Origin of the sequence: Rothia sp. HMSC069C01, from assembly GCF_001814655.1 — a bacterium.
Classification (GTDB): domain Bacteria; phylum Actinomycetota; class Actinomycetes; order Actinomycetales; family Micrococcaceae; genus Rothia; species Rothia dentocariosa.
Window position 1 is genome coordinate 832,591 of sequence record NZ_KV817408.1, and the last position, 20,470, is coordinate 853,060.

14 protein-coding genes are annotated in these 20,470 nt (G+C 51.4%); 6 read left to right on the plus strand and 8 right to left on the minus strand.

Annotation, left to right across the window (positions count from 1 at the left end):
- Positions 1-330 precede the first annotated feature (330 nt).
- Positions 331-1,194 (plus strand): alpha/beta hydrolase, encoded by an 864-nt coding sequence (locus HMPREF2981_RS10285; RefSeq protein WP_070662816.1) that lies wholly within the window; start codon positions 331-333, stop codon positions 1,192-1,194.
- Positions 1,195-1,222: 28 nt separating this feature from the next.
- On the plus strand, positions 1,223-3,328 hold the full coding sequence (locus tag HMPREF2981_RS10290; RefSeq protein WP_004004372.1) for an AMP-dependent synthetase/ligase: 2,106 nt from the start codon (positions 1,223-1,225) through the stop codon (positions 3,326-3,328).
- 73 nt (positions 3,329-3,401) lie between these two features.
- Here the strand turns inward: HMPREF2981_RS10290 and HMPREF2981_RS10295 are convergent, their stop codons facing one another.
- From HMPREF2981_RS10295 to HMPREF2981_RS10320, 6 genes are all read right to left on the minus strand, one after another.
- Positions 3,402-4,838 (minus strand): mycothione reductase, encoded by a 1,437-nt coding sequence (locus tag HMPREF2981_RS10295; protein ID WP_004004371.1) that lies wholly within the window; start codon positions 4,836-4,838, stop codon positions 3,402-3,404.
- A 102-nt stretch (positions 4,839-4,940) separates the two neighbouring features.
- Entirely contained in the window at positions 4,941-5,753 is an 813-nt protein-coding gene (locus tag HMPREF2981_RS10300) for a ParA family protein (RefSeq protein ID WP_004004370.1), read from the minus strand.
- A gap of 189 nt (positions 5,754-5,942) precedes the next feature.
- Positions 5,943-6,530 (minus strand): MerR family transcriptional regulator, encoded by a 588-nt coding sequence (locus HMPREF2981_RS10305; protein ID WP_004004369.1) that lies wholly within the window; start codon positions 6,528-6,530, stop codon positions 5,943-5,945.
- 588 nt (positions 6,531-7,118) lie between these two features.
- Positions 7,119-7,895: a transcriptional regulator FtsR gene (locus HMPREF2981_RS10310; protein WP_070662818.1), complete on the minus strand. Its 777-nt coding sequence runs from the start codon at positions 7,893-7,895 to the stop codon at positions 7,119-7,121.
- A 452-nt stretch (positions 7,896-8,347) separates the two neighbouring features.
- The gene (gene gcvH, locus HMPREF2981_RS10315; protein WP_004004367.1) at positions 8,348-8,734 is read right to left on the minus strand and encodes a glycine cleavage system protein GcvH; all 387 of its coding nucleotides are present in this window, start codon (positions 8,732-8,734) and stop codon (positions 8,348-8,350) included.
- A 290-nt stretch (positions 8,735-9,024) separates the two neighbouring features.
- Positions 9,025-12,516, minus strand: a complete 3,492-nt coding sequence (locus HMPREF2981_RS10320; protein ID WP_004004366.1) for a bifunctional proline dehydrogenase/L-glutamate gamma-semialdehyde dehydrogenase — start codon at positions 12,514-12,516, stop codon at positions 9,025-9,027.
- A gap of 576 nt (positions 12,517-13,092) precedes the next feature.
- Between HMPREF2981_RS10320 and HMPREF2981_RS10325 the strand changes: the two genes are divergently transcribed.
- The gene (locus HMPREF2981_RS10325; RefSeq protein ID WP_004004365.1) at positions 13,093-13,998 is read left to right on the plus strand and encodes a LysR family transcriptional regulator; all 906 of its coding nucleotides are present in this window, start codon (positions 13,093-13,095) and stop codon (positions 13,996-13,998) included.
- Positions 13,999-14,014: 16 nt separating this feature from the next.
- Here HMPREF2981_RS10325 and HMPREF2981_RS10330 read toward each other — a convergent pair whose 3' ends face one another.
- Positions 14,015-14,962: a sugar-binding transcriptional regulator gene (locus HMPREF2981_RS10330; RefSeq protein WP_004004364.1), complete on the minus strand. Its 948-nt coding sequence runs from the start codon at positions 14,960-14,962 to the stop codon at positions 14,015-14,017.
- 133 nt (positions 14,963-15,095) lie between these two features.
- Here HMPREF2981_RS10330 and HMPREF2981_RS10335 point away from each other — a divergent pair, with 133 nt between their 5' ends.
- From HMPREF2981_RS10335 to glpK, 3 genes are all read left to right on the plus strand, one after another.
- Entirely contained in the window at positions 15,096-16,862 is a 1,767-nt protein-coding gene (locus tag HMPREF2981_RS10335) for a glycerol-3-phosphate dehydrogenase/oxidase (protein ID WP_004004362.1), read from the plus strand.
- Positions 16,863-17,128: 266 nt separating this feature from the next.
- Entirely contained in the window at positions 17,129-17,920 is a 792-nt protein-coding gene (locus HMPREF2981_RS10340) for an MIP/aquaporin family protein (protein WP_037230801.1), read from the plus strand.
- Positions 17,921-18,025: 105 nt separating this feature from the next.
- Positions 18,026-19,582 (plus strand): glycerol kinase GlpK, encoded by a 1,557-nt coding sequence (gene glpK, locus HMPREF2981_RS10345; protein ID WP_037230800.1) that lies wholly within the window; start codon positions 18,026-18,028, stop codon positions 19,580-19,582.
- 203 nt (positions 19,583-19,785) lie between these two features.
- On the opposite strand, the gene HMPREF2981_RS10350 is transcribed toward glpK, so the two are convergent.
- Positions 19,786-20,418: an endonuclease III domain-containing protein gene (locus tag HMPREF2981_RS10350; RefSeq protein ID WP_037230798.1), complete on the minus strand. Its 633-nt coding sequence runs from the start codon at positions 20,416-20,418 to the stop codon at positions 19,786-19,788.
- Positions 20,419-20,470 lie beyond the last annotated feature (52 nt).

Below are 20,470 nucleotides of genomic sequence, written 5' to 3' on the forward strand. Positions count from 1 at the left end.
GTCATAAAACAATAAATGCGGGATAGGCACGCGTACCCGTATATGACGGATGTGGTTTGCGAGCACATATCACGAGAGGACGGCAACAATGCGAAAACTCTACGTGATTAGATTGTAACGGGTTTAGCAGTACCGTGCCTAAATCCCCTCTTTCCCGACACCGAGGTGACTTTTGTCTGATAGTTATCTGTGAATATTATCGTTTTCGCGCTCTTAGCGTAGCTCAGACGGTGTTATCCCAGAGCTGTAGGTAATAATTGACCACGAACCTATTTCAACTCTTGAACGGTTCCAAGTCTCAAAGTGAGAGTGTACTGTTGAAAGGATGCCATGAGTATTTTCGAGAATGCAGGTGAACCGTTTCGCCGCATCCGCCGTCAGGCACGTCAGCATCGTGAGCTTGCCATCCAGCCCTCAACAATGCGTGCGCAAAGCTCTTTAGAGTCGGAGTTCAACCACGATCCTATTTCCCATCCGGCTGACCGTGAACTCTATGAGGGTGATGTTGGCATTCTCATCATTCATGGCTTCACAGGATCCCCGCACAGTATGCGACCTATAGCAGATCACTTTATTAAGCTCGGCTACCCTGTTGAGATGCCTCGTCTTGCTGGGCATGGCACACACTGGCGGGACATGGTCGCGACCGAGTATAAAGAGTGGGTTGATGGTGTCGAAGAAGGATATTGGAAACTCCTCAATGCAGGCTATCGGGTTATCGTAATCGGTATTTCTATGGGCGGGTGCATTGCTGCCAATTTAGCGGCTCGGCATGATGTTCTAGGCATGGTGCTCATTAACCCCTATTTTGTGGATGTAAACCCCATGATGAAAGTGGCACACCGAGTTGCCCCTATATTTCCTTCGCTCAACTCTGTTGGATCTGACATTGCCCGTCCTGGAGTTGATGAAGGTGCATATCCGCGAACTCCTACCGTTTCTGTACGGCAGCTTCACCTTTTGGGCCGAGAGACTCGTGAGCTGATACCCTTACTACGAGCTCCGGTGCTTTATCTGCGTTCCCTCCACGATCATGTTGTCTCAGATAGTTCGCACCGCTATTTTCTAGAACACTGCTCAGCACCGGTAAACTTTAAATGGTTGACTCACAGTTACCATGTGCCGACTCTAGACTACGACGCGGAACTTGTTTTATCCGTGATACAAGATTTTGTCGTTGACTGTGAAGCATAATCCAAGCTACAGCATTGAAAGGCCTTGTATGCAAATTGTCTCCGTACCCGCAGAAGCTATGGTAGATCCAGCGTTGAATCTCACCAGTATTGTGGAACGCCATGCCTCCGACACCTCAAATCCCGTGCTGTATCGGTGGCAGATGTCGCCTGGCAATTGGCAGGACATTCACGCACATCAGTTCCATGACATGGTGGTTTCCGTAGCCAAGGGACTCATCGCGCATGGCGTTAAACCTGGTGATCGCATAGGTATTATGAGCCGCACCCGCTTTGAGTGGGCTTTAATAGATTTTGCTATCTGGTATGCCGGTGCCATATCGGTACCTATCTACGAGACGAACGCACCCGCACAAGTTGCCTGGGCCTTATCGCATTCTGAGGCACAAGCAATTTTTGTGGAGAACGATAATCTGGTTCAGATTACTGATAAGGCGCATAAATTTCACCCGCTCAATATTAAGAATCGTTGGGTTATTGAAAATGGAGATCTGGATGCACTCATCACGGCAGGTCTAGATGTCTCCGATGCCGAACTTGAAGTGGCCCGCACACATGCCCATGCCGACTCGCTTGCAACCATCGTCTACACGTCTGGAACAACAGGTAAGCCTAAAGGCTGTGCGCTCACGCACGGAAACTTTCTTAATTTGAGTCTTAACACGCGCATCGTGGAGCCGGAGATCGCTAATCCACATAATTCTTCCCTTATTTTCCTGCCCTTAGCGCATGTTCTGGCAAGGTTTATTCAGGTTCTTGCTTTGGATTCCGGGGTTGTTGTTGGGCACTCCCCTACCATCAAGAATCTTGCGGCTGATCTGGATAGTTTTAAGCCCACCATGTTGCTGGTGGTACCGCGTGTCTTTGAAAAGATTTATGAGGGAGCATTGGCTAAGGCGGCTCGTGGCGGAACCATAAACAAAAATCTTTTTAAGCGAGCGGTTAAGGTCGCCATCGCTTGGTCTGAGGCTAAAGTTTCTGGACAACTCCCCTTCAAGTTGGCGGCACAATATGCACTCTACGATAAGCTAGTTTACACAAAATTGCGTGCCGCTATGGGCGGTAAATTACGTTACGCAGTCTGTGGAGGCGGACCTCTCTCCCCACGTTTGAATCATTTCTACCATGCGGTAGGAGTCCGAGTGGTTGAGGGTTATGGTCTCACGGAAACATGTGCGCCGATTGCTGCTGGGCGCATCAGCAATTTTCAGATCGGGGCTATTGGTCCGCTCCTGCCAGGTTCTCAAGGCCGTCTTGCCGAAGATGGCGAGCTTGAACTGCGTGGAATCGGCGTGATGAAGGAATACTACAAAAATCCCGCTGAAAATGCCCAGTCTTTCACTGACGATGGATGGTTCAAGAGCGGTGATCTAGCCCGTTTCGATGATCAAGGGCTCCTCAAAATTGTGGGGCGCAAAAAAGAAATCATCGTGACGGCCGGGGGCAAGAATGTTATTCCCGGCACTGCGGAGAACCATCTACGAACTTCTCCCTTGGTATCTCAGGCTATGCTCGTGGGAGATCAGAAACCCTTTATCGCGGCTTTGGTCACTCTCGATCCCGATACTCTTCCCGATCAGCTTGAACATTTGGGGCTTCCGCGTTCCCTTTCCATACCGGAGGCCGCCGTGCATCCTGCCGTGCGTGCCGCGATCCAGCGCATTATTGACGAGGCTAATCAACTGGTATCTCGCGCAGAAGCTATTCGCGAATTCCGCATTATGGGTAAGGATTTGACGGAAGCAGACGGCTATTTAACACCTTCTCAAAAGCTCAAACGGGCTAAGATTCTGCAGGATTTTTCTGCTTATGTGGATGACATCTATAGCCGTGTTTCGGAAAGCGCTAATAATAAACTCGAACGTCTGCAAAGCTACGCCGAGCAAGCTTCTGATAGGCTCCAAGAGTTCAAAACAGAGAAGACAGAAAAACTTCATGATCTAAAGGTCGAAGCGACTGAACGTCTTGAAGAGTTTAAAGGGCAAGCGGCGGAAAAGTTATCTCAGCATCAGCCAGCCCGAGCCACACCTTCAGATAAAGAGCGTACATACCCTGATGGTAAAGAGCACGTGCGCGGAGATTCAGAAAACAACAAAAAGCTCCACGAATCTCTTCGGAAGAATCGTAGCTCTTGAATGCGAAAAGAGGCTAAAAGCTGTGGGGTTCTCACCAAGATTGGGGAGGGCCCCACAGCTTTATATATGAAAACTAGTTATCTACATCTAGCCCAAGAAGAGCATTTTCTATAACTTCAGTCAGAGCAGGGTGAATCCAATACTGACCACGGGCCATGTCTTTCACGCCTAACCCGAAGCTCATGGCTTGAATAAGCGGCTGGATCAACACTGAAGCTTCTTCCCCTACAAGGTGGGCGCCTAAGAGCTGTCCCGTGTCTTTGCGGGCAATAAGTTTCGCCAGTCCCACGGAATCTTCCATAGCCCATCCATAAGCGGTATCGCCGTAGTTCTGGCTCTTCACCGTAACTTCGAAGCCCTCACGCTCCCCCAGCTTCCGGGCGTTCTCTTCCGAGAGCCCTACAGTTGCTATCTGCGGATTACTGAAAACCGCAGCAGGGACAAAACGATGATCGCTGGCAACGAAGCTATCGGGATGGCTAAGGTTATGTTGAACGGTCCGTGCCTCATGGTTTGCCACATGCTTGAGTTGGAACGGCGAGGAGACATCACCTAGCGCGAATACTCCAGGTACGGGAGAACCGTTATACAGTACGCGCTGGTATTTATCAGTTCCAATAAACCCGCGGCTATCGACGTCAAAGAAACTGGATGCTTTAAGAGTATCGCTATTGGAACGACGACCAGTTGCGGCAAGTACGGCATCCGCAACAATCTCCTCTACCTCACCATCGTGTTCAACTACGACGGTAACGGTTCCATCGCCGTTCTCGCGTATCTCAACAAGGGAGCCCTCTAGGAGAATATTCCACTGGTGAGAGGCAGCTTCTATGAACCGGTCTACAACTTCTTTATCTACCTCACGGAGAATACGGTTAGAACGAACAACCTGATAAACCTGTGCCCCCAAAGCAGAGAATACATGCGAAAACTCAGCGGCGACAACCCCACCACCAAGCACTACAAGACGTTGAGGGAACTCTTCCAAACGCATAATCGTGTCGTTTGTATGAACCTGTGGTAAGTCAATACCAGGAATCGTCGGAAGAACCGCCCGCGAACCCGCAGCAATTACAACCTGGCGACCATAAAGTTTCTGCCCGGACTCTGTCTGCACTGTGTGAGCATCAACAAAATGAGCGTATTCGGGGTAGTAATCCACATTAGGTAGACCAGCGCGCCAGTCACGCCCACCAGCAGAAATCTTATCGATGCGCTGAGGGAAAATACGATCGCGTATCTGTGCCCAGTTAATTGCAGTAATTTCAGCCTCAATACCTAACTTATTGAGCTCACGTGCTTTCTGCGCAGTAGTTGCCGGGTACACAAACATTTTCGTAGGGATACACCCAACGTTCAGGCATGTTCCGCCGAAAGTACCGCCGTCTATAAGCGCTACTTTTTTGTTATCCCATTCCGGTCCTATCAGGGTGTTCCCCGATCCCGAGCCGATGACGATAAGGTCGTACTGTGCTACGCCATCAATAATTTCGAGCTCTTTGATACTCATAGTCCCTCACCTGCAATAAAGATTACTGAGTCTTGATACGTACGTTACAACGCTATACCCCGGGTTTTTTATTCCGGGGCACAGGACATCCGTCTCTAGGCTCTACAGTGCTGCCATGAGTCCGGCAAGCAGACGTGTAAATCGTATGGAGGGCTCCACAGCTTCTTCGTCGGGCCAGAAGTGAATCGGATGTGCTGCCCCAAGAGCACGCTGAATAACAGCTTCCTCGTTGAACGTAGGCTCAGCAACAAGCTGCCCAAAGAGTGCCTTCAATTCTTCGTACCGATAGCTGTGCTCAGGATCGTCGGCACGTAATTTATTCACGACAACGGCAGCAGCCTCAACAGAACTATTCTCGTCTTTCTGGAACCTAACAATCGCACGGAGGGTACGCTCAGTACCCGCCACGGAGAAAAGTGAAGGCTCCGCAATCGAAAGCACTCGCTGACTTGCGCCCCATCCAGTTGCTGTAAGGGTCCCTAAAAACGGTGGGCAGTCGATAAGGACTAGGTCGTATGTGCTCCCAGTATTTTCGATAAGATTCTGCAACCGTTCAATGAAGGGCGTGGGCTCTTTCGTATCGAGAAGAGCCGAACGCGCCGAACCACGAGCTACATGAATTTCGCCGCCCCCTATAGGATTGCTCGTGAGTAGCGTAGGTGTACCCACCAGGCTATTCCAAGCTGACGGGCTCACAAGACGGGTGAGCGCATCGGTGTCATGGGTAAGCAGGATAGAGGCAATGTCCGGGCACCCGCCTTCCGCGGCAAGTCCGGTACTAGCGTCCCCGTGGGGATCGAGATCTATGACAAGGGTTTTGAGCCCACCGTGCAACGCTGCTGATGCAAGACCTAACACAATGGAGGTCTTACCCACGCCACCTTTGAGGCTACTAACACTGACAATTCTAGGCATGGCGCTCCGAAGTTATAAGTTCAACAATTGAATGAGTGCACTCTTATTTTATCGAAATTACTTGCGTTCGATAACGCTCGATCGCAAGTTTTCCCAATAATCTTTACACTCGTGTATATCACGCATATGTGGTGCCACAGCGTATGTCTTTAAAACCACTCTACTAGAGTATTGAGGTTTTAGTGCACGTCAGGCTTTACGGGCGCGGCGTGCGGCAAGTTCGTCTTCCGCGTCCGATACCGTCTGCATCTCTTCACTAGGTTGCCCATTCAGATTCGCTTCGATCTCACGCCAGACTCGCCCAATAGCAATTCCGAAGACACCTTGGCCAGCCTGTACGAGATCAATAACTTCGCTCGGCGACGTACACTCATAAACGGTGGTTCCATCGCTCATCAGGGTGATTCCTGCAAGATCCTCGATCCCCCGAGTATGAAGATGGTCAATAGAGGTACGAATCTGTTGTAAAGATACTCCGGTATCGAGAAGGCGCTTAACGATCTTGAGAACCAATACATCGCGGAAACTATAGAGCCGTTGAGTCCCAGACCCTGAGGCGGAGCGCACAGTAGGCACCACAAGCTCCGTACGAGCCCAGTAGTCAAGCTGCCGATAGCTAATCCCGGCAGCTTTCCTGGCAACAGACCCGCGGTACCCTAAGTTCTCATCGACGATTGATACAGGATCTTTAAAAAGAACCCCCTGTTCACCACGCGGAGGTGGTGCCATCGGAAGAAGAACTTCAAACCCTTCTAACTGCTCGGCTGTACCATGCATATCATGGTAAGCCTCAGAAGAACGAGATCCAGTTTTTGAGGTATTCCCTGGTGTGGTCTTGTCACCGACGCTATATCGCGCCATTGGCAATACCTCCTTCTTATCCGATGTCCGTAGCCGAACGGGTTACTTCTGTTTGTTATCCTACCTTGTTACCCGTTCAAATGCACGGAAATACCGGGCACTAAGCTCCAGCAGTTTTTACACGTTTAGAGAGCAAATACATTACGGGATAAAAAGAGGAACCGCGCCTTCTGAAAGCTACGGCAGCCTTTATAGTTTAACCTATCTCTCCCTTTAGCATAAAACTTGCACATCTTCAGGGTGGGAGTTGAGCTTTAGTAGATTATTCTCCGCCCATACAACATCTAAGCGCGCCTAGAATACGGTCATGGAAACATGTAAACCCTACTCATATTGAGCACTATATCTGCAACAAACCTTAAAAAATGGATGCGCAAAAGCGATCAAACTTTCACGCATCCAACACTGAGATTGAGTGATATTTTTCTTGGCAGGACTAGCCCCTACTTCGTAGACAGACGCAGAAGCCAGCGCAAGTTTCTAACTACATGCGTACAGAAAGCCCTAGTTATACGTCGGCATTGCAGACTCTACAAGGGTTGCATGCAACTGCAGACAAAGTTTGCGAATCTTATCGGCTCGCTCTTGAGCCTGCGTCTGAGAAGCTGCGTCACGGCGCGAAGCTAAAGGAGCTACCGCGATCTCAACAAGAGAGATTTCACGGTCTGCTGCAGATTTGAAAGCTCTCAGATGACGGGGCTGAATGCCATGTCCCATAAGTTCAGCGCCAGCTCGGGCAATAAGCACATCATATTCAGTGTATTTCGCATCTGCCTCGTCATCCAGAAGGCCGAAGTCAATAAGCTCACGAATAAGCTCAACGGGCGCACCCGAGTACTCTGCGAGTTCACGAATACTGTATGTACGCCCCTCCGCAACGTTGGTGGATCCCAAAACCTGGTCCAACATCTCGTCCGAAACGGGTGCAGGTACAGAGTTAATGGCGCGACCCGCCTCAAGATCGTCAAGATGCTGACGAATAACCTTGAGCGGCATATAGTAGTCGCGTTGCATCGTCAAGATATACCGCAGGCGCTCGATGTCGGTTTGGGAGTACTTTCGATACCCAGTATCGGTACGTTTGGGATGGACCAAACCACGCTCCTCCAAAAAACGAATCTTAGAGGCGCTAATCCCCGGAAAATCAAGATCCAGTTGACTTAAAACCTGTCCTATAGTGCGGCTCTTAATATCTCGGGGGTCACGACTATCTTTGCCACGTTCAGCGCTCTCTACTAGAGCCTCTGCCCGAGCGAGATTGTCATCAATGCGGGAGTTCATAGTATTCCTTTGAGAAATTGTGCTCGTCAAAGTTACGCCGATGCGCAGACCGCCTCGGCGTGCTGCATAGTACCTAATCGGCTTCTTCGCAGACGGCGTTACTTGTTCTTTTGTATTGTGAGTGAGTGAGGTTCAGATAATTTATCACAAAATGATAAACACTGAACCTTTGAGTCAATCTTATAGTGTTCCGTCTCAGAATTCCATTAGAAAACCGCCGAATAACGGCATTTTCGATGCCGAAAGATTACAAAACTTTAACCATCAAGTAGTAAAACAATACCAATTTATCCAAAAACCCTTATTTTTCCACGCGATATATAAGTATAGGTATTGATAAATTTTTAGAATTATTTGTATTTATTTTTCGTCACATTTTACAAAATCATCCGGTGATTACCGTCTTTTTGGCGGTAATCACCGGATATATATCTACGCCTAGGTACCGGTAATTAGTCCAACTCAGCCTGATAGGCCTCCGCTGAAAGAAGCTTTGCCACATCATCAGCATTTTCAGGACGAAGTTCGATAAGCCAGCCCTCACCGTAAGGATCGGAGTTCACCTGTGCGGGGTCATCAGCCAGCGCCTCATTGACGGCGACAACCTCACCAGCAACTGGTGACAGAAGATCGGATACGGACTTAGTGGACTCAATCTCGCCAAAGCTACCCTCAGCATCGAGGGAGTCACCGACAGAGGGCAGGTCTACATAAACCACGTCACCCAGCGCATCCTGCGCATGATCGGTAATACCGACGCGAACAGTACCTTCAGCCGAAAGGGGGGAAACCCACTCATGATCAGATGTGTACAGAAGTTCTGCGGGAACGTTGCTCATAGCAGCGATTTCCTTTCAGTGTGTTCTTGCTACGCACGGTTCTGTGCGAACCTCTCACGGTGTGGGACACGAGAGGCAATACATAAATTATCTCATAGATACGTAATGTTGAGCACGTTTTTTCCGAATCGTGTCATGGGTTCTTAGAAGTAATTTCCGTAAGGTTAAGATGTGCCTCGCAAATTTCACACATTGAAAATCAGACAGAATATAGTGAGATGCCTCGCCTCTACGTATAGCAGAGACGAGGCATCTCATTCTATTTAGCCCAACTCAGGCTAGAACCTCACTTATCGAGAGGAGATAACACTCTCTGAGAAGGGGTTCGGGTTACCGAAGCGGTGTGCGGTAATCGAAACGGCCTGTTCACGCAGGAAGGGGAGCATCTCGATACGACCAGCCTCGGTCACGGGGTGGAAGTACACAGCAACATCGGGACGACCACCCAAGGCCGTGTACACGGACTTGACGTCATCACCGATGTAACGGATACGAGTACCTTCAAGCGGAGTACCAGCCAGAGCGCGAACCGGAGTCTTAGCGTTAGAAGCCAAGTATGTGCGCCATGCTTCATCGGACTCGACCAGGTACTTGATGCCTTTGTTTTCGAGAATACCGCGTACAGCGACCGGCAGATCCTTGCCCACAGACAGAGCCATCGGCGCACCCGCAGCCAAGCCAGCAAGAACCACACGAACAGCCTCTGCGACAGAGGCGGATTCGTCAGCACGTACCAGAACCTGAGTGGGAACGTAACGCAGAATGTTACGCTCAACGCCAAGCTTCGAGGGATCGTAGCCGTAACCAAACTCGCTCTCCCAAGCTTCAGCATCCGAGGATGCCGAACGGGTCAGGAAGGCGAAATCTTCTGCGGTGCACAAATCGGCATTATCTGCTGTTGCCAGAACTTCACGTACAGCAACTGACTGAGGAACAGCGGTTGCGGTAGCCTCGGTGCGCTCCCAGTCGGACAGTGCAATGAGATAGCTAGGACCGCCTGCCTTGGTACCAGAACCAACAGTGGATTTCTTCCAGCCACCGAAGGGCTGACGGCGGACGATAGCGCCGGTAATACCACGGTTCACATAGACGTTACCTGCCTGCACCTTGGAGAGCCAGAGCTCAAGCTCCTCTGCATCCAGCGAATGCAGACCAGCGGTGAGGCCGTAATCCGGTGCGTTCTGAAGCTCAATAGCTTCTTCCAAAGTATCCGCGGTCATGATGCCCAGGATCGGACCAAAATACTCGGTCATATGGTACTCAGATCCAGGCTTAACGCCTTCACGAACACCGGGACTCCATAGGCGACCGGTATCGTCAAGTTCCTTAGGCTGAATGAGCCAGCGCTCCCCCGGCCCTAGAGTAGTCAAACCACGCAGAAGCTTCTCTTCAGGCTTCTGTGCAACAGGCCCCATCTGAGCTTCAATATCCTGCGGATGTGCCACGTGCAGAGAGTTGACGGAGTCAAGAAGCTGACGACGGAAACGCTCGGACTGTGCGGCAGCGCCTACCAATATGACGGTAGAGCCTGCGGAGCACTTCTGACCTGCGTGTCCAAATGCCGAGTATACAACATCCTTGACAGCAAGATCGATGTCAGCGTTGGGGGTCACGATGATAGAGTTCTTACCAGAGGTCTCGCCAAACAGCGGAAGATCATCGCGCCAGGAGCGGAAGAGCTCTGCCGTCTCGTAACCACCGGTGAGGATCAGACGATCAACCTCGGGGTGAGAGATCAAAACCTTGCCAGCCTCACGGTCAACAACCTTGACGAGCTTCAGAACGTCCTTGGGAACGCCTGCTTTCCACATGATCTCAGCAATCAGAGCACCAGTACGTGCGGTAATAGTTGCAGGCTTGAAGATAACAGCCGAACCTGCAGCCAGACCGGCAAGAACACCACCGGCGGGAATAGCCGTCGGGAAGTTCCACGGCGGAACAACCACGGTCAAATCAACCGACTGTACCTGAGCACCGTCAATCTTTTCCAAGTCCTCAGCAAGCATTGCGTAGTAATAGGCAAAGTCGATAGCTTCAGAAACCTCGGTATCACCCTGATCCAGAGTCTTGCCGGCCTCAGCAGCCATAACTTCCAGAAGCTCGGCACGGTGCAGGGCGATTTCCTTACCAACGTTACGCAGTACAGCAGCACGCTCAGCGCCAGAGAGACGACCCCAAACCTTACCCGATGCTTCAGCATCAGCAACAAGCTGTTCAGCCTCAGCGGCAGAAGTTAGCTCGTTTTCCTTCAAAGTAGCAATACCGATTTGAGTGGTCTTGGAACGCTCAAGGATTGCTCGGCCCCACTCACGGTTGCCAGACAGCGATGGGTCGGTATCGGGTGTGTTCTCAAAACGACCTGCGGGTACGAAGACGTTATCTGCATTCTCAGTCTGACGGTTTTGATGGCGTTTGCCTTCCGGAACCTCATCAGTGACCGAGTTCAGTGAGCGCATAAAGCGGTCTTCTTCGCGCTTGAAGATTTCTTCGTCAGTTGCGAGATCAAAAATACCCGACATGAAGTTTTCGGAAGATGCGTTCTCTTCTAGGCGACGAATCAGGTATGCAATAGCAACGTCGAATTCCTTGGGGTTCACCACGGGCACATACAGAAGCAGGTGTCCCACACGACGGCGAATGATTTCTGCCTGCTGCTCGGCCATACCGATCAGCATCTCGAACTCCACGCGATCCTTAACGCCGCGGTCTTCAGCCAAAAGCAGCGCAAACGCAACGTCAAAGAGGTTGTGCCCGGCAACGCCTAGGCGGATGTTCTTCGCATGCTCGGGACGCAGTGCGTAATCGAGGATGCGCTTGTAGTTGGTGTCTGCAGCCTGCTTGGTGTCCCAGGTGGTAACAGGCCAACCATGCATAACACCTTCCACGATTTCCATGGAGAGGTTGGCGCCTTTAACCAGACGAACCTTGATGGAAGAACCGCCGTTAGCAACGCGCTCCGCTGCCCATGCCTGCAACCGCTGCATTGCGGCGAGAGTATCGGGCAGGTATGCCTGAAGCACGATGCCTGCTTCAAGATCCTTCAGATGAGGCTGATCCAGGATCTTGGTAAAGACCTCAATGGTCATATCGAGGTCTTTGTACTCTTCCATGTCCAGGTTAATGAACTTCTTGGGGGAAGAGGATGCGGCCAGCTCATACAGCGGAGTCAAACGTCGAACTGCTTCTTCGACAACTTCGTCAAATGCCCAGTGCTGATGAGGACCAGAGACAGCAGATACCTTAATAGAAACATAATCAACGTCGTCACGAGCGAGCAGACGCTTAGTCTCAGAGAGGCGATGCTCGGCTTCATTATCACCCAGCACTGCCTCACCCAGCAGGTTAACGTTCAAACGGTTACCACTCTTGGTAAGTTCTGCGATGGCATCTCCCAGTTTCTCTTCGGAAGCATCGACGATCAGGTGACCTACCATTTCACGCAATACGCGACGCGCCACAGGAACGGTAGGCCACGACATCTTACCGGCCAGCTTGCCGCCGAAGCCAACGGCGGACTTCATGTACCACGGCAAGAAGGAAGGAGCTAGACCAGAAATACGAGATAGGTTACGACCCGAAACGTTGTCGTCCTCAGGGCGAATGACGCCATCGACAAATCCAACGGTAAAGGGCAGACCCTTTGGGTCTTTCAAAACACCAGCCAGTTGCTTGGCAGCATAAGTTGGCTTAATGGACTGAGACTCAGTCACCCATTGACGAACGAGTGCACGAGCGTCTTGAGCCAATTTCTGGTAATGCTCAGATGCGAAAGGATGCGTCATCCTTGACTCCTAACTAACTACGGTGTGCTATAAGCACACGAAGCGTATTGATGTCTCTATTTCACCACAAAAGGGTATTGAATACCTCATTAGAAAAACTGAATGTTTTTGCCAATAATATTTTAGAATATCTAAATATTTTTGGCGGCCACAAATCCCCACTAAGCCCCATGAAATAGGCGGAAGGGCCTGAGCGCACTACAAGCCAAACAACTACCATCCAACCCCACCTCATCCAACATTCAACAAGCACTTTAAACCTTAAAGATTTACGGCTTTAAACCAGACTTGTTTGCAATCAAAATACAGTACTTAGTACTGGACAAAACGAACAGAGTTCATTTATTACAAGAGAATGACATCCCAAAATGTTTATGAAAACTTTATCGTTGCGTCCGTCGTTTCTGCGACACAGAAAGTACCTATTTCGATACCATGAAGAAAAGCTTAAGGTGGTTTAAGATACCGCATCAGGCAGCCTAGTACTCCGCAAAATGAGGGGCAGCAAGACCTATGCGAACAGCGCATCCTTATTCCACTAAACCAACCACGACCGCGCTAATTTAAGGAGACTTTATGTCTGTATCTGATATCCGGCGTATGCAAATGCTTCTGGAGATTCACGAACGCGGCACCATTATCGCTGCTGCGGATGCTCTCAGCTTGACCCCATCTGCTGTGTCACAGCAAATTGCAAACCTCGAAAAAGATACAGGTACAGCATTATTACAACGTGTTGGGCGGCGCGTTCAGCTCACGAACGCCGGTCTTGTCATGGTCGATAGTGCTCGTACTATATTGCGCGAGATAGACCGCATGCAGACAGCAGTAGCAAACCTTGCAGGAGAACCAGCAGGAACCGTGCGCTTGGCGATCTTCCAATCCGCTTCCTTTGCGCTTCTGCCCCGCGCTATCAAATACCTCGAAGAACATGCACCGCGTCTAATTCTGCACGTTCTACAGATCGACCCAGAGACGGGAACTTCGCTCACTCGAAGCCGCGAGTACGACATGGTTCTTTCAGAGGCTTACCCGCACCACCCTATCCCGGAGTATCCAGACCTGCACTCTGAGCTTTTGGTAGAGGATCCCCTGAGTCTTATCGTCCCCGAAGAATCCAGCATCAAATCTCTCAAAGAAGCCAACGAATTGCCTTGGGTTCTTGAGATGGAGCAGAATACATCACGTCAGTGGGCTATCAATCAGTGCCGCACTGTAGGGTTCGAACCAGATATTCGGTACAGCGCAAATGATATGATCACTAATGCAAACCTGGTGCGTTCAGGCTGCGCAACCACTATAGTGCCTGGATTCGTACTCTCAAGCCTCTCTAACACAAAGGGTATTCGCACAGTAGATCTTCCGGGTAAGCCTTCACGCAAGATCTTTACCGCAGTCCGCACAGAGTCGGCGAAGAATCCGGCTCTAGTAATGGTTCGTGATGCACTTCAGCATGCCGTTAAAGAAGCATTCGGCTCATAACAAGAAACCTAAACACTTATTTCTCTATCACGGCTCGGGCGAGTTTTTCGTCGAGCACCAGGTCTGTAATAGCGCCCGTACGCAGCGCTCCTCTTAGCGCTGCCGCACGGTGCGTTCCGGAGGCTACGCATATACGCCGAGGAATGCGGGAAAGTTCTTGGGGGCTGGGTCCGGATGCTCGGCGGTTAATCTCAAGGTCGTTCCAGCTTCCGTCCTCCCGCAGAAGCACCGTACAGATATCGCCGACGACTCCCTGCTCACGCAATAAGCGCTGTTCTGCCGCATCAAAGTACCCACCAGAGTACACATGTGAGGGAATAGCCCCTCCGAAAGCGCCAATACCGAAAACTGCTACATCGACCCGGCTTTGTACCTGCAGTGTTGCCTGGATGCTCCGCTCGCGCCACATCGCAGCTTTGGTATCGGCAAAGTCAAAGAATGCGGGCACCGGAAAATGAATCATATAAGCATCGTAAGCGCTTACCATGCGTCCCAATAGCGTGCCTAAATATGGTATTCCAGAATGATGCGCATTCCCTGCCCCATTTAATTGCACCACGCTCACCCCCTCTAGTGGTCGTTTAGGCAGATGCCGCGAAACCTCTGTGAGAGTTGCACCCCAGGCCACCCCGATGCTTGTGCCGTTATCGACTAGCGAATCAAGAAGTTGCGCGGCAGAACGCGCAACCTGGCTCATCCTAGCGATTGGGGTAGCGTCCTGCTTGGTATTCACAAGAGTAACGCGAACTTTGTACCGCTCCCCCAACCGTTTTTCGAGCTCATGTCGGGTTCTATACGAGTCGTCGAGGCGAATTTGCACCATGCCTGTCTCGCGCGCATTTTTGAGTAAACGCGAGATAGTTGCGCGTGAAACTCCTAGGCGGGATGCAATAGTATCCATTGTGAGATTTTGGATGTAATACAGCTGCGCAACCTCATAGGTTTGGCTGAGTCGTTCGTTCATTCGTTCCTAACCTTAAGTGAAAATCCGTTCACTCCACTTGGTAATTATTTCACCACTAAGTTTTACTTGAGAGCAATACGTCCTCGGTTCGGCATGTAGTCCGGCCTCCATACTCACAAGAAGAAAGATACCTATGAGCTCTCAACAATTTGCGCAACTCTCGCACCTAACAACAGAATCCCGTGCACGTGCCCTAGCTGAGATGAGCAGCGGTACTGAACTTGATGTTCTGGTAATTGGCGGCGGCATTACTGGTGCCGGTATTGCCCTTGATGCGGCGACTCGCGGCCTACGTACAGGTATTGTGGAGGCCGGAGACTGGGCTGCGGGCACCAGCGCTTGGTCCTCAAAACTTATTCACGGTGGCCTACGTTACCTCTATAACCTAGATTTCAAACTCGTAACCGAGGCTCTCAAGGAACGCGGACTGTTGCTCGAAAAAATTGCACCTCATCTTGTGCACGCGCAGCCTTTTTTGTGGCCATTGAAGACGCCGGTCATTGAGCGCTCCTATTCCGCTATCGGTATTGGCATGTACGATGCTCTCGCATATATCGGTTCGCGTGGTAAAAAGGGAGTTCCTTCGCAGCGTCACTTTACAAAAAAAGGCACCAAAACAGTCTTCCCAGATATCAAAGACTCCGCTTTTACCGGCGCTATTCAGTTCTACGATGCCCGTGTAGATGATGCCCGCTTGGTCGTTGATGTTGTTCGCACCGCCAGCGGTTATGGTGCCCTGGCTGCCTCACGTACCCAGGTGGTGGGTATTGATAAAGACACCTCTGGCAAGGTGGTAGGTGCGCGACTGGCCGATCTTGAAAGCGGACAGGAACTCACGGTCAAAGCCAAGCACATTATTAACGCCACCGGGGTCTGGACCGAAGAATCCGAATCTCTGGCAAACCCGGATGCCGGCCTTGAAGTGCTTGCTTCTAAGGGTATTCACATTGTCGTGCCGCGTGATCGTATCCAGGCTACTAGCGGTATTTTCACGAAGACCGAAAAATCAGTGCTTTTCATTATCCCGTGGCAGCGCTACTGGATTATTGGTACGACCGATACCCCGTATACCGAGGATCGCGAGCGCCCTGTGGCAACGCGTCAGGATATTGATTATGTGCTGGAGCAGGCGAATAAGCTGATTGCTAATCCGCTGACCCACGACGACATCATCGGTACCTATTCGGGGCTGCGCCCCCTCTTGCAGCCGAAGGTTAAGGGTGATGGTGCACAGTCCACCAAGGTGTCTCGTGAACATACTGTCACGGAGGTTGCCCCCGGTATGAGTGCCATTGCTGGCGGCAAGCTGACTACCTACCGCGTAATGGCAGCGGATGCGGTTGATTTTGCACTCGGTGATCGTGCGCAGGAACGTCCGTCGGTGACGGAAACAATCGCGCTGGTGGGTGCCGAGGGGTATCGCGCTATTGAGGCGGGCCGTGACCGTTACGCGCAACGCTATGGTTGGGATGAAGACCGTATTACCCATCTGCTGGAACGCTATGGCGCGCAGATTGAAGATCTTGGTGCGCTTATTGATGCTGATCCGGATCTTGGCAAACCTCTTAAACATGCACCGCAGTTCTTACGCGCCGATGTCGTGTTCGCTCTTCGCTACGAGGGTGTCCTGCACCTCGAGGATGTACTGGTTCGCCGCGTGCGTCTTGACCTTGAACAACGTGATCGCGGGTTGGCTGCGGCCCCTGAGATCCTTGAGATTATGCGATCCGAACTCAACTGGGATGATGCGAAGGTCGCGCGCGAACTTGCACTCTACACCGAACGGGTGAAAGCTATTCGCGAGGCAGAGTCCACTTCTACCGATGCTGAGGCGTCTGCCAAGATTGTGGCTGTAGACCCGGTGGCTCCCCGCAGGAAGCTCAACGTGCAGCACCACTAAAACTTGTGCGAAGCTCAGAGTTTCGCTCAATACTGCCGCAGGATACGGCATTTATAGTTGCCGTATCCTGCATGGTATGCCTGTTTGATTTAGTATTTTTCCAGCAGGCACACCACCCATAATTTTGGAATCCTACGATATGTTGTATTCCGTGAGATTCCTCTACCTCACAAACGCACCGTCATGGCGCATCCGCAATGGCACGACCGGGCTACCCGGTAACGTGCCCTAGTGCGGATATCTTGTACGGCGACGAAAGGAAAAATATGTCTCTCTTGGCTGCAACCATTCCTGTGCAGGCGGTAAGCCTGCTGGTGGGAGATAATGGTGTTGCTACCCATCTTGGGCTTTTTGCTTCTGAGCTCTTTGGAACGTTCATTTTGATTCTTCTGGGCGCTGGCGTGGTTGCCGGTGTCTCACTCCCCAAATCGTATGCGAAGGACGCCGGATGGGTTGTCATTACTTTCGCTTGGGGGTTTGCGGTTTTTGCGGCCGTTTATCTTTCCGGGCCTTCGGGTGCGCATCTTAACCCGGCGGTTACCCTTGGCTTAGCGGCGGCCGGTAAAGATTTGGCCAAGGGTGTTCCAGCAACTCCGGAAAACATTGCGATCTATATTGTGGCGCAGATTCTTGGGGCTTTCCTAGGTGCTGTTGCCGCGTTCTTGGCCTACAAGAAGCACTTTGATGAAGAGCCCGGTAATCGTCTGGGTATCTTTGCGACCGGTCCCGCGATCAAGTCTTATGGTTGGAACCTGGTGACGGAGATTCTGGGTACATTCGTACTTGTTGGCTGGGTTGTTGCCTCCGGACAGACTCCTTCCGGCTTGGGTCCACTGGCCGTGGCACTTATTGTAGTAGCTGTCGGCATGAGTCTAGGTGGACCTACCGGGTACGCTATTAACCCTGCGCGTGATCTTGGCCCTCGTATGGCCCATGCTGTTCTGCCTATTCGCGGTAAGGGCGGCTCGAATTGGGCATATTCTTGGGTTCCGATTCTGGGCCCTATCATCGGTGGCGTATTGGCTGGCTTGATTGTGCCTGCAGTCTTGGGATTTTAGAAACCACTACACGGTTTAAAGATATTTTGGTGAGTGGGCATCACCCATTATTCCTTGTTATGGCGCGGTCATGCGCCCCCCCCAACCATTTAAGTGAGGTTACTCATGACTACTTCCTTGCATTCGGCAACTTTGGATGTTGAACGTAAATACATTATGTCTATCGACCAGGGCACCACCAGTTCCCGAGCTATCCTTTTCGATAAGGCGGGCAAGATCGTTTCTGTGGGTCAGCTTGAGCACGAGCAGATTTTCCCCAAGGCAGGCTGGGTTGAACACAACCCCGTTGAGATTTGGGATAACGTGCGTAAAGCCACTGCAATGGCGATGGCAAACGGTGAGGTAAACCATCACGAGATTGCCGCAGTGGGCATCACCAATCAACGTGAGACCACGGTGGTGTGGGATAAGAACACTGGTGAGCCGGTCTATAACGCAATTGTCTGGCAGGATACTCGCACCCAAGAAGTTGTTGATGAGCTCGCTGGCGATGACGGCGTGGGTAAATACCATGACATTGTGGGTTTGAATCTTTCAACCTACTTCTCAGGACCCAAGATTAAGTGGATTCTTGATAACGTTCCCGGTGCTCGTGAGCGTGCCGAACGTGGTGATCTGCTTTTTGGCAACACCGACAGCTGGGTAGTGTGGAACCTGACCGGCGGTGTTGATGGCGGTGTACATGTAACCGACGTTACGAATGCATCCCGCACTTTGCTCATGAACATTCGTACTCTTGAGTGGGATCCGCAGATCGCCGCCGATATGGGTATTCCCATGAGTATGCTCCCCGAAATCAAGTCTTCATCTGAGGTCTACGGCTATGGTCGCCCCACCGGTCTGATGCGCGGCACCCCCATTGCTGGTATTCTGGGCGATCAGCAGGCGGCAACCTTCGGGCAGGCTTGTTTCGAGAAGGGCATGGCGAAGAACACCTACGGCACCGGTAACTTCATGCTGATGAACACCGGAAATGAGCCCGTGTTCTCAGATAACGGCCTTCTTACGACCGTGGCGTACAAGATTGGTGACGCTGACCCCGTTTATGCCCTAGAGGGTTCGGTTGCGATGAGCGGTTCGCTAATTCAGTGGCTCCGCGATAACCTGGGCATGCTCACCAACGCCTCCGATTCTGAAGCACTAGCAACTTCGGTTGAGGATTCGGGTGGCTGCTATGTGGTTCCTGCATTCTCGGGCCTGTTTGCACCGCACTGGCGTTCGGATGCGCGCGGCGTGATCGTGGGCTTAACCCGCTATGTAAACAAGGCGCATATTGTGCGCGCGGCGTTGGAGGCAACCGCTTTCCAGACCCGCGAGGTGCTGGACGCGATGAACGCCGATTCCGGCGTGAAGCTTTCCGAGCTGCGTGTGGATGGCGGTATGACCGCGAACGAGTTCCTGATGCAGTTCCAGGCAGATATTCTTGGGGTTCCGGTGATCCGTCCGAAGGTTATTGAGACTACTGCGTTGGGTGCCGCCTACGCAGCCGGTATTGCGGTTGGTTTCTGGGACGGCGAGAAAGACGTCGTTGAAAACTGGGCTGAGGATAAGCGGTGGCTACCTGCCATGGAGCAGTCCGAGGTAGACCGCCAGTACCGCCTCTGGAAGAAAGCCGTGGCACGCACCCTCGACTGGGTGGATGAGGACGTGCCGACTTCCTAAGGATTTTCTTCGTACATAAAGTCCGCACTCTTTTGCGTAAAACGCACAGCATCGCTGTTCGAGACATGCAAAAGAGTGCGGGTTTTATATTTTTACTGCATCCCGTACATTTCGCCGCATATCGTACGCTTCTACCCTACGAAATTGCAGGAAAATGTACGGGGTAATTACAGCACGTGTCTATATCAGGTATGAGAACAACCTTAGTTACCAGCAATAGCAGGCCAATAGGTTTGCCATCCTCCCGCGGTTCGGGCCGCTTTGCCTGCTTGGACGATTAGCCCATGTAACAGTGCATACTCTTCAACGCTCAATACTTCAGAACGGATGCGTTCATCGCACGCTTTACGTGCTTGCGCATAGGTGGTGTAATCTCCCCATCCAGCCGCTGCGAGAAGCCTGCGCGCATAAGCATCGTAAATAAACACACCTCGGTGATAGGCATACAGCAAAATATCGTCAGCGGTTTCCTCGCCTACGCCCTTCACCCCTAGCAGCGAAGCCCTCAACTGTGCATCACCCATGGATTCAGCAAGGGTATCAGTAGTGAGGAACCAATCGGTGACGGTTTGCAGATAGACGGTTTTAGTGCGCCAATATCCTGAGGGTCGGATCGCGTCTTGCACCACAGCCGAATCAGCTGCAGCAAGTGTTTCAGGAGTGAGGAGGTTGAGGGTACGCAGGTTTGCCAATGCGGTTTCGGTGTTCGTCCACGTGGTATTTTGCACCAATACTGCGCCTACCAGGATCTCGAACTTTGTTTCGGCTGGCCACCACACGCCCACATCAGGAATCGCGCACTGGAGCACCGTCATCATCTGGCGCATCGATTCCATAACAGACCCCTCCAATAGGTTTTCACGTCATCGCACAGTGCACCTGAAATCT